Origin of the sequence: Brevibacterium rongguiense, from assembly GCF_009857845.1 — a bacterium.
Lineage (GTDB): Bacteria > Actinomycetota > Actinomycetes > Actinomycetales > Brevibacteriaceae > Brevibacterium > Brevibacterium rongguiense.
On the sequence record NZ_WWEQ01000039.1, the window covers coordinates 18316 to 28739 of the forward strand.

Sequence of the window (10424 nt, forward strand, 5' to 3'; positions counted from 1 at the left end):
TCCGCCCGCGTAGATCGGGCTGTTTCACGTGAAACGTCACTAGGGGGAAGGTTTCACACAGGGGACCATCCCAGTTGGTTCGGTGCCTGGGTTGGGTGCTTGGGATCGGACGACCGGAGCCCGTCGCGAGGGGCCCTGTGTCGGCGGCCTGGTGTCACGAAGCAGCTTGGGGCATCACGGTTGAGGGTGCACCATGAGCTGCTCGGGCGGGCGCGTCATTCCGACTTGTGGTGGACACTGAGGACGCAACTGCCAACAGGGATTTGCTCCGGTCCAACGGCGGGCAGACGCGATGCCTACGGTCGTAGCACGGGTCCGGTGCGGACGGCTGGTGCAATAGGTTGACTAGGTCGTTCAGGTCCTCTAGTTCGATCAGGTCTCCCAGACCGACTAAGTTGGGCAACCAGACTGCGTTGCCCGACCCGGCCCGGTCGCTCAGTCCGGCAAGCTCGTCGGGATTGCACCCATCATGTTTCACGTGAAACACGGGCACAAAGAGCGCCGAGCGAACGGGCGGAGCTGGCCTACGGGTGAGTCTTCCCCGTCGCCTCCGCGATTGCCGTGACGGAGAGGGTACCGGTTTCCGGATCGGCTTCGCCCTGCAGGTAGAGGCGCTGGAGTGCGACGACGATCGCCTCCGCCATGCTGTCCCGGACGGTGTCATCGGCCAGTCGTCGTGCATCCTCGGCGTTGCTGAGATAGCCCGCGACCACGTGGACCTTGGGCGTGCGCAGGACGCTGAGGGAATCCCAGCTCGCGGCGTGGGCACGGCAGTCGGTGAAGCCGGTGCGGGCTGTGAGCTCGCGCTGGATGAAGGAGCTGAGCCTCCGGCCTGTGGGGGAGAGGCCCTGCTCGCGGACGGAATTGCCGAAGTAATAGGTGGCGACGCCGTTGGCGACGGGGGAGGGGCTGTGGTCCTGGGTGATGCTCACGACGGCAGCGGCTCCCAGCTCGTCGCCCAGGCGGGGGTCGGAGCGGGCGTCCGCGGTGATCGCAGCGGCCCCGAGGGCGGTGAGCCGACCGGTCACTCGGCGGGCGATGTCTCCCGAGATCCGCGCCTCGGCGTCTGCCTGCTCCTGGGAGAGGTGAAGCGCGGTGAAGTCGCGGGGGGTGGTGCCGGCCTCGATGACGAACACGCGCCCAGCCAGCGAGGCGCCGGTCGCCGTGAGGCGGACGCGCTCGCGCAGGGCGAAGACCGTGCCCGCGCTGCCGCTGCGCACCACTCCGGAGAGCGCGTGGAGGGTAGCGGGGCCGACGATGCCGTCGGGCTGGATGCCGAGATTCTGCTGGGCATCGCGCACCGCCGCATCGGTCTGCGGACCGAAGATGAAGTCCAGTCGCTCGGTGTACATGCCCAGTCGGCTCAAGCGCATCTGCAGCTCGGCCACGTCGTCCCCGCGCATGGGGCGCACGGGGTCGAAGCTGAGCACCCGGTCGCCGAGCCGAAAGCGCGCGAGCTCGACCTGGCTGAAGGTCTCCGGCCCCAGAACGCCGTCGCAGACGATGCCGCGCTGCTGCTGGAACTCACGGATCGCAGAATCGAACGTACGATCGAATTCATCGGATTCCGCGTCGCCCACGGGAAGCCCGAGCCGCGCGAGCTGGGACTTCGTCACCTGCAGAACGGGGTGCGAATCCCCTCGGCGCAGGGTGGGGAACAGGGAGGTGGGCATAGGGAGATCATGTTCTGTAGACGGCGTGGAACGCGAACAGGGCGTCCGACGATTCTAGCGCAGACGCCCTGTTCGCCCGGACGGGCCGGGTCTCAGCCGATGTAGTCGGCGAGTTCCTTCTCCAGCGCGGGCTTGGGCCGCGCGCCGATGATGGTCTTGGCGACCTCGCCCTTGTCGAAGACGTAGAGCGCGGGGATCGAGGTGATCCCGTACTGCGCCGCGGTCTGCATGTTGTCGTCCGTATTGAGCTTGACGACCTTCAGCTTGCCCGCGTGCTCCTGGGCGATCTCGTCGACGATGGGCGAGACCATCCGGCACGGGCCGCACCAGGGCGCCCAGAAGTCGACGAGCACGGGCCCGTCCGCCTCGAGGACCTGCTGCTTGAAATCGGCGTCGGTGACTTCCTGGGACATCTCACTTCTCCTTGGTGTTGAGTTCGCTGTCGCTGAGCTCGGACAGGTAGTGCTCGGCATCCGTCGCGGCGACGCAGCCGGATCCGGCCGCGGTGATCGCCTGCCGGTAGACGGGATCGATGACATCGCCGGCGCCGAAGACTCCCTCGGCGCTCGTCCGCGAGGAGCGGCCCTCGACGACGAGGTAGCCGTCGGGGCGCAGATCGAGCTGGCCGGCGAAGAGCGCTGTGCGCGGATCCGAGCCGATCGCGACGAACAGCCCGGTCACCGGCAGTTCGCGGGTCTGCCCATCCGCGGTGGAGGCGATGGTGAGGCCCTCGAGCTTGTCGGCCCCGTGGATCGCCGTGACCTCGGAGTCGAGGACGAATTCGAGCTTGGGGTCGGCCTCGGCCCGCTGGCGCATGGCCTTCGAGGCGCGCAGCTCGCCGCGGCGGTGGATGAGGGAGACCTTCTTGGCGAATCGCGTGAGGAACGTCGCCTCCTCCACGGCGGAGTCGCCCCCGCCCACGACGGCGATCTCCTGGTCCTTGAAGAAGAACCCATCGCAGGTCGCACACCAGGACACCCCGCGTCCGGAGAGGTTCTTCTCCTCCGCGAGGCCGAGCTCGCGATAGGCCGAGCCGGTTGCGAGGATGACGGCGGTGGCGGTGTACTCGGCGCCCAGTGCGGTGGTGATGCGGTGGCGGCGCGGCTCGATGTGCAGTGTTTCGACGTCGTCGTAGAGCACCTCGGCGCCGAAGCGCTCCGCCTGCGCGCGCATGCTCTCCATGAGCTCGGGGCCCTGGACGCCCTCCGGGAAGCCGGGGAAGTTCTCGACCTCCGTCGTCGTCATGAGGTCACCGCCGGCCGTGACGGACCCCGCGATGACGAGCGGCACGAGGCCGGCCCGAGCGGCGTAGATCGCCGCGGTGTACCCCGCGGGGCCCGAGCCGATGATGACGAGCTGCTTGTCGGTCATGCTTCTCCTTGTCTGTTCACCCTGCCCAACAGCGCGTGGGGGAGTGGTATTCCGGTGCGGGCGGGGCCGCGGACGAGGCTGTGGCGCCGGGGTGCGGCAGCCGGGCTCAGCCCACCGCGACCTTGGTCAGCTGCGCGCGGTAGCCCGTCGAGGACTTGGGCAGCTCGGTGATCCACACGAACACGTAGGAGCCCTCGGCGGGTTCGTCGAGGGTGAGCGTGCCGTCAGCCTTCGAGAACTTCCCGCTGCCGACCCGGCGCGCATCGCCGCGCTTGGCCGAATCGCCCACGAGGATGTCGAAGGAACCGCCGGAGAGCTTCGAGTCGAGCGTCACGGACTTCACGGCCGCACTCTCCTCGAGCTTGATGCGCAGGCCAAGGCCGTCCTTGAGGCTGCCGAACTGCGCGCTGCTGTAGCGATCGGTGGACCAGGTGCCATCGCCGTCGGGCAGTTTCTTCGCGTCCGCGTTGTGCTCCTTGCCGTCGCCCTGCGGGTCGATGGCGGTGACCGAGGCGATGGCGGGCGCGGGTCCCTGCGCGGTTTCGCTCGGGGCGCTCGCCGAGGTCTCTGCGGGCTCCGGCGCCGCGGTCCGGTCCGCTCCGGGCCGGATGAAGAGGGCGGCGACGATGCCCAGGCCCACGAGGATCGCGAGGCCGCCGAGCATCACGGGCAGGCGGCTGCGGCGCCCCGGCGGGCGCGCGCCGCCCTCCCCGGCGGGCGCGCGGCCCACGGCACCGGCGGCGCCTGCTCCGGTTGCGGTCGCTCCGGCCGGGGTCGTCCCGGCGGCGCCTGCACCGCTGCCGGCAGTCTCCGCAGTCACGGCGTCCCCGTGCTCGGCGCGGCCGCCGTGCTCGGCTGCGCCGCGGGCGTTCGCTCCGGCGGGCGCTGCGCCACCGTCTCCGGCCGGCAAGCCGGTGGCGTGCGCCGCATCGCCGTTGAGGTCGCTGCGCTCGTCGGCGCTGAGCGCCCGCCGGCGGCGCGCGGTCTCCTGCTCGGCGGCGGCCGCCTGCTCGGCACGGGCGCGCTCCTGCGCCGCCCGCTCGCGCTCCTCGTCCGCGCGGGCGCGCTCGAGGGCGGCCTCGCGCAGGCGGGACTCGCGCTCGTACTCCGCCTGCTGCTCGGCGAACCGCTCCTCGCGCGTGGTGAACATGCCGCCCATGAACCACCCGCCCTCGTCCTCCTCGGCGGGCACCGGAGCCGGGCGGTCCGCGGGGGCGTCGGCAGCCCCGTCGGCCGCGGCGTCCGGGCCGGGCGCGGACTGCCCGGGCGCGCGGCCGGCGTCGTCCGGCTCCGGGCGGGGGCCACCGCCGGCTGCCTCCCGGCCCCAGGGGGTGTCGCGGTCCCACAGGGCCTCACGGTCGAGGATCGGTGCGGTGAGGTTGTCGTCGCGCTCATAGGCCGCGTAGGCGCTGTAGTCCTCGCGGGAGTCCTCCGGCTGCCACTCGTGCTCTCCCTGCGAGGCGGAGTGGAGGGAGGCCGGGGCGATGGGGAACCGGGAGGCGCTGCGCATCTTCATGCGGTCGTCGTACGGGCTGCGCGTGGCATCCGAGACCCCGGCCGCGGCGCCGTGCACGCCCGGGCGCGTCATCCCGATGCGGGCCAGGGCCGCCTGCATCTGCGCCGGGCTGGCGCGCCGGCCGCTGCTCGAGGAGCCCTCGTTGTCGCCGGGGCGCGCCTGGGGGGCTGCGGTGACGGGCGCGAGCGGGGCACTGGGCCGCACGGACTGCGCGATGGTGCCCGCGGAGCCGGCGAAGAGCTCGTCGCGGCTCTGGCTGGCCCGCCGGTCGATGGAGCCGAGGGCGGAGACGTCCCACTCGCCCAGGTAGCGGACGATCTCGCTGGCCGAGCGGGGCCCGGGCTCCGTCTGCGCGACGACCCCGGAGACGAACTGCTCGAGTTCGCCGGGAATGCCCTCGGCCAGGGAGCGGGCGGGCACGATCCGACTGTTCTTCATGCCGGAGGCCGGCAGTCCCGCGCGCTCCTGGGAGCCGGGCCACGTGCCGGTCAGGCACGCGTAGAGGATGTCGATGAGCGCGAGGGCATCGGTGCGCTGGGCCTCCTGCGCGCTGAGCTCGTCGAGGCGCAGCCCGTACGGGCGGTCCGCCGCGGCCGCGTCGATCGCCAGGCCGTGGACCACGACGTCGTTGTCATCGGTGATGAGCACCGACTCCGGGCCGAGGAAGAGGTGGTGGAGGCCGCGCTTGGCCGCGTGGGCGAGCGCGGTCGCCAGCTCGCCCACGAGGGCGGTGGCCGCGGCGGGGCTCAGCGGGCCGTGCGCCAGCGCGCGCGGCAGGGGAGTTCCGCCGGCGCGCTCGCACACGACGAAGTCGAAGTCCTGGGAGGAGCCGACGTCGTGGACGGCGGGGATCCGCGGGTCGGTGAGCAGCGAGGCGCGCCGGCCGGCGTCGAGGAGGCCGGCGACGGCCTCGGAGTCCGCGAGGTAGAGGAGCACGGGCTGGTCGAGGATCGCGTCGAGGCCCACGCACACGGACCCGACGGCGGGGTGGTCGGCAAACCACGGCCGGACGACGTCGGAGACGACGTAGCGGTCGGCGATGACCATCCCTCGGTCGAGCTTGGGCACTGCGATCACCTCCGGTCGGAATCCGGCTCAGTCTATCGTTTGAGCTTCGCCCTCACCGTCGCCTGCAGCTGGCGGAGCTCGGTGACTCCCAGGACCCAGCAGACTCCCAGGTAGAGGGCCAGGATGACGATCCCGATCCACGTGCCGGTGAGGAGCGCGGAGACCTGGGTGTCCCACGCCTCGGGCCCCACGAGGCGCAGCAGCGCGGTGCCCGCGAGGCTGGCCACGATGCCCGCGATCGCGAACCGCACGTGCGCGCCGATGATCGCGCGCAGGCCCAGGGTGCCGATCCGGCGGCGCAGGAGGATGGCGGAGAGCGCGCACGCGACGATGTAGCCCAGCGTCATCGAGGCGCCGATGCCCGCGACGATGAGCCGCGGCGGGAGGGAGCTGGAGACGAGGACGCCGGCGGCGGTGATGAGCACCTGGGGGACCTGGACGAAGAACGGGGTGCGGGCGTCCTCGTAGGCGTAGAAGACGCGCTGCAGCAGATAGTTCGCGCTGAAGGGCACGAGGCCCAGGACCATCGTGACGATGATGATGCCCAGGGCGATGGCCTGCTCCGTCGTGCCGCCGCCGATCACCATGGCGACCGGGCCGGCCAGCGCGATGAGCGCCGCCGTGAAGAACATGTTCACAAGCCCCACGAGCCGCGTGCCCGTGCTGAACTGGCGGACGACCGCGGGCGTGTCGCCCTCCGCCGCGGCGGAGCTCAGCGGCGTGAACAGGGCGGTGGCGAGCGAGACCGCGACGAGGGAGTGGGGGAGCATGAAGATGAGGTAGGCCACGGAGTACGCGGCGTTCGAGGCGGAGACCTCGGCGCCGTTCGACGAGGCCTGCGAGGCCACGCGCGAGGTGATGATGAAGCCCAGCTGGCCCAGCAGGACGGCCCCGAAGGTCCAGCCCGCGACCTTGCCGGCCCGGCCCAGGCCCACCCCGCGGAAGCCAAAGCGGGGGCGGTAGCGGAAGCCGATCCGGTAGAGCGGCCACAGGAGCACGAGCGCCTGGGCAACGACGCCCAGGGTGGCCGAGCCCGCGAGCACCGTGATCTTCTGCGCATCCCACGTGCCCACAGCGTGCTGGCCCATGCGGCCGGGGCCGAACATGAGGATGAACGCCCCGAGGCCGGCCATGGACACGAGGTTGTTGACCACCGGCGCCCACATGTAGGGGCCGAACGAGGACTTCGCGTTGAGCACCTGGCCGAGCATCGTGTAGAGCCCGTAGAAGAAGATCTGCGGCAGGCACCAGTAGGCGAATGCCACGGCCAGTGCGGTCTTCTCCCCGCTCCACGAGTTCGAGGAGTAGAGGTGGACGAAGCCCGGCGCGAAGAGCGTGGCGATGGCGGTGAAGGCGAAGAGCAGGCCCACGGTGAGCGTGAGCAGGCGGTCGGTGAAGTCGCGCCCGCCGTCCGGCTGCTTGGCCGCGCGCACGATCTGCGGGACGAGCACCGCGTTGAGCACGCCGCCGGCCAGGAGCATGTAGAGGTTGTTCGGCACCTTGTTCGCGACGTCGAAGGCGTCCGCGGCACCGCCGGCGGTCACCCCGATGGCCAGGGCGAGCATCATCGTCTTGACCAGGCCCAGGATGCGCGAGACGAGCGTGCCCGCCGTCATGATCGCCGAGGATCGGGCCAGGGAGGCGATTTTCGTGCCTGCCACGTGGTCTCCTTCTGAGTCTGGTGCTGTGTCCGGGTGTGCGTGCGTTGGTCGGTGCGGGCTCCTCCGCTGAGGCGCGGGCCGGGTTCGGCTCAGGCGCCCGGATCGCGCTCCGGGGGGTGCGCCGGAGCGTCCGGGCCGGCCGGAACGCGGCCGAGCGCGGCATCGAGCTGATTGGCCGGGATCTTGCGGCGTCCGCGGCGGATGGTGCCCACGAGGCCGACGACGAAGACGAGGCCGACTCCGCCGCCCACGACGGCGGTGCCGATATTCTCCCAGTCCGCGCGCACCCGCACCACCGTGTGCGAATCGCCCGGGACGACGAAGCCGTTGTCCGCGATGAGGCTGACGCCCACCCGCACATCCGCGTTGGCGATGCCCTCGATGGGCACCTCGACGCGGGTGCGCTCGCCCGGCTTGAGCTCGAGGCGCTCGGAGCCCTGGGCGCGCAGCTGCGGGGTCTCCGGGGTCAGCCGCACCGTCATGGCGGCCGAACGGTCCGTGCGGTTCTCCACGGTGATGGGCAGGGTGGTCTTCTCACCCGTGACGAGGAGGACGGAGGAGCCCTGCTCGATGTCGATTCCCGTCGTGAGCGAGTGGGCGCTCTCCTTCGCCTTCGCCGTGCAGTCGGCCTGCGAGCCGGTCAGGCGCCAGCCGAGCGAGGCGCAGGTGAGCAGCATGCGGCTGTCCGCGGTGCGCGCGGCCTGCGGGTCGGTGAAGATCGCCGCGTAGCGCTCGAGCTCCGCGGCCGGCCGGCCCAGGGGGCGCAGGCTGTCCGCGTCGAGGCCCTGGGAGCGGGTGCGCTCGGCCGTGCGCTCGGCGGCGGTGCTGCCGAAGCCGCCCGCCTGCGAGCCTGCGGACCCCCCCGCCGTGCTCCCGGCACCGGTCGAGGCCGGAGAGGCGGACGCGCTCGACGCGTCGTCGGAATCCGCCGCGGGCTGCTCGAGGGGGCCGCGCTGCACGGCCTTCGAGCCCAGCAGCGCACCCAGCGAGTCGCCCTTGAGCCAGGGCAGCTGGGAGGCCAGGGCCGTGGCGCGCTGCCACGACGGATCGGCGCCCGTGCGCGGCAGCGCCATGAGCACGGTGCGGGAGTCGGAGGGCCGCTCGGAGGTGATGGCGGCCGTCTGCGCGACGAGCTCGCTCATGGCGGCCGCGCGGGTCTGCGGATCGCCGAGGCCGCCGGCGAGCGCGCTCAGGCGGGTGTCGACGATGAGGGTGCCGAGCTCCGAGTCCGAGTCGGAGCCGCCGGAGGAGTCCGAGCCCTCGCCGCCCAGAGACAGGCGCGAGTGGGCGCTCTGGGTGTAGGAGGCGGTGCCCGGCTGCTGCGTGTCGGCGAGGACGGCGGTGGTGTCCCCGGCGCGCCGGGCCGTCTGCAGCCCCTGCTGCCCGGCGGCTCCTGAGGCCGGCCAGGCGATGTCGGTGCGCGCCTTCGGGAAGACTCGGCGCACGATGTCGGCCGAGGCGCGGGCCGTCTTCGTCTGCGCGTCGAGGCCCGCGGCGCTCAGGGCGGTGAGATCCGCATCCCCCCAGGGCAGCGCCACGATGCTGTGCTTGGCGGCCTCGGCCCGGAAGTCCTCCCACCATGCCCGCAGCTGTGGATGGTCCGCGTCCTGCTCGTCGTCGGGCGCCGCGCTCGGGGCGTCCGTGGCCCCCGGTGAGGCATCGTCGTCCTCGTCGTCGTCCCGCGCGCTCAGGGCGGCCTGGACGGAGGCGACGATGCGCGGATCGATGGCGAGCGCGGTCGAGCGCTCGGCGCGGGCGGCGGCGAGGGCCGCGGTGAGCGCGCCGTTCTTGCCGACCGCGTCGTCGAGGGCATCGGCGGCGATGAGGCCGCGCTGCCCGAACGCCGTGAGCGTGACCGGCACGAGGCCCGTGAGGCGGGTGGGCTGGACACTGGGCTTCGGATACCAGGTGGTGAACGCGGTGGCGGGGTCCGCGGTGACCTCGCGCTCGGAGCTGCCGGTCAGTCCCACGCGCAGGCCGCGCGGGCCCCAGGTGGCCAGCGGCTCCGACGTGCTGAGCCCCAGGCGCGAGGCCGGGACAGTGAAGCGGAAGCGGGTGGTGCTGCCGGCGGCCAGCGTCGCGGGCATGTCCGGCACTGCGATGGGGTGCTTCGAGGTGTCGCGCTGCGCGGTGCCCTGCGCCGCCGCGGCCTCGCGCCACTGCGAGGGGGAGGCCGACCACGACTCGATGCGGTCGCGGGAGTCGAGGATGCGCCGGGAGATGCCCAGGCTCAGGCGGGGGCTGCGCACCTCCGTGCGCGCGGTGATGGTGCCGCTGAGCGTGAGCGTGCCGTCCTTGTCCAGCCAGGGGGTGACCTCGGTGACGGCGACGGTGGCCGCCTGCGCCTCGGCGGGGGAGGAGGAGCCCGAGGCCTGCGGCGAGGCCGCGGGCTGGGCCGCGGCGGGGGTGCCCACGAGCAGGGGGGAGGCGGCGAGCGCAGCGGCGGCGAGGGCACTGGCGGCCCGCGTCGCGCGGCGGGTGGAACGGCGGGTCACGAGGCGTACCGCTCCACCATGTGGCCGGCGGCCATGACGATCCGGCGCTCGTTGGCGAAGGACAGTCGCGTGCCCAGCTCGCGGAACGGCACCCACGCAGCGTCGACGGCCTCGTGATCCGGATCGTCGTCCACGGTCAGGCGGCCGCCCACGGCGCGCAGGAGGAAGTGGTGGACGACCTTGTGGATCCGGCAGCCGGCGGCGGAGAACCAGTAGTCGACGCTGCCCAGCGGGGCCATGACGCTGCCGACGATGCCGGTCTCCTCGGCCACCTCGCGGCGCGCCGCCTGCGCGGGGGTCTCCGCGCCCTCCAGGTGGCCCTTCGGCAGGCACCACTCGAGGCGGCCCGCGCGGTTGATGCGGGCGATGATCGCGACCTCGAGCGCGGCCGAGTCGAAGTCCACGACGACGCCGCCCGCGGAGGTCTCCTCCACGGTGCGGGCGCGCAGGGGCGCGGGCCCGGGCTTCGGCAGCGGTCTGGACATGCCCTCACCCTAGCGGGCGAGTCTGGGGAATTGGCCGTGCGCGCCCGCGGGCGCCTGATCGCCCCCGCGGCCCCGGAGGCGGGCCGCACGGGCACCGGGCGGCGCCCTTGGGTAGCCTGGTGGCGTCAGCGCGCAGGACCGCGGGCGGCGCCGCC

7 protein-coding genes are annotated in these 10424 nt (G+C 72.8%); all 7 read right to left on the reverse strand.

Annotation, left to right across the window (positions count from 1 at the left end; genetic code table 11):
* Positions 1-524: 524 nt before the first annotated feature.
* Positions 525-1673, reverse strand: a complete 1149-nt coding sequence (locus tag GSY69_RS09420; RefSeq protein WP_160953604.1) for an N-acetylmuramoyl-L-alanine amidase — start codon at positions 1671-1673, stop codon at positions 525-527.
* A gap of 92 nt (positions 1674-1765) precedes the next feature.
* Positions 1766-2086, reverse strand: a complete 321-nt coding sequence (gene trxA / locus GSY69_RS09425; protein WP_160953605.1) for a thioredoxin — start codon at positions 2084-2086, stop codon at positions 1766-1768.
* 1 nt (position 2087) lies between these two features.
* Complete coding sequence (trxB, locus tag GSY69_RS09430) at positions 2088-3044, reverse strand: thioredoxin-disulfide reductase (RefSeq protein ID WP_160953606.1); 957 nt, start codon at positions 3042-3044, stop codon at positions 2088-2090.
* 106 nt (positions 3045-3150) lie between these two features.
* Positions 3151-5628, reverse strand: a complete 2478-nt coding sequence (locus GSY69_RS09435; protein ID WP_160953607.1) for a protein kinase family protein — start codon at positions 5626-5628, stop codon at positions 3151-3153.
* Between the two features lie 32 nt (positions 5629-5660).
* Positions 5661-7289 carry a murein biosynthesis integral membrane protein MurJ gene (gene murJ / locus GSY69_RS09440; RefSeq protein ID WP_160953608.1) on the reverse strand — a complete coding sequence of 543 codons (1629 nt, stop codon included), beginning with the start codon at positions 7287-7289 and terminating at the stop codon, positions 5661-5663.
* Positions 7290-7378: 89 nt separating this feature from the next.
* Positions 7379-9784, reverse strand: coding sequence for a DUF6049 family protein (locus tag GSY69_RS09445; RefSeq protein ID WP_160953609.1), 2406 nt, complete (start codon positions 9782-9784; stop codon positions 7379-7381).
* Positions 9781-10269 (reverse strand): NUDIX hydrolase, encoded by a 489-nt coding sequence (locus GSY69_RS09450; protein WP_160953610.1) that lies wholly within the window; start codon positions 10267-10269, stop codon positions 9781-9783. Before GSY69_RS09450 ends, GSY69_RS09445 begins: the two co-directional genes overlap by 4 nt.
* Between the last annotated feature and the right edge of the window lie 155 nt (positions 10270-10424).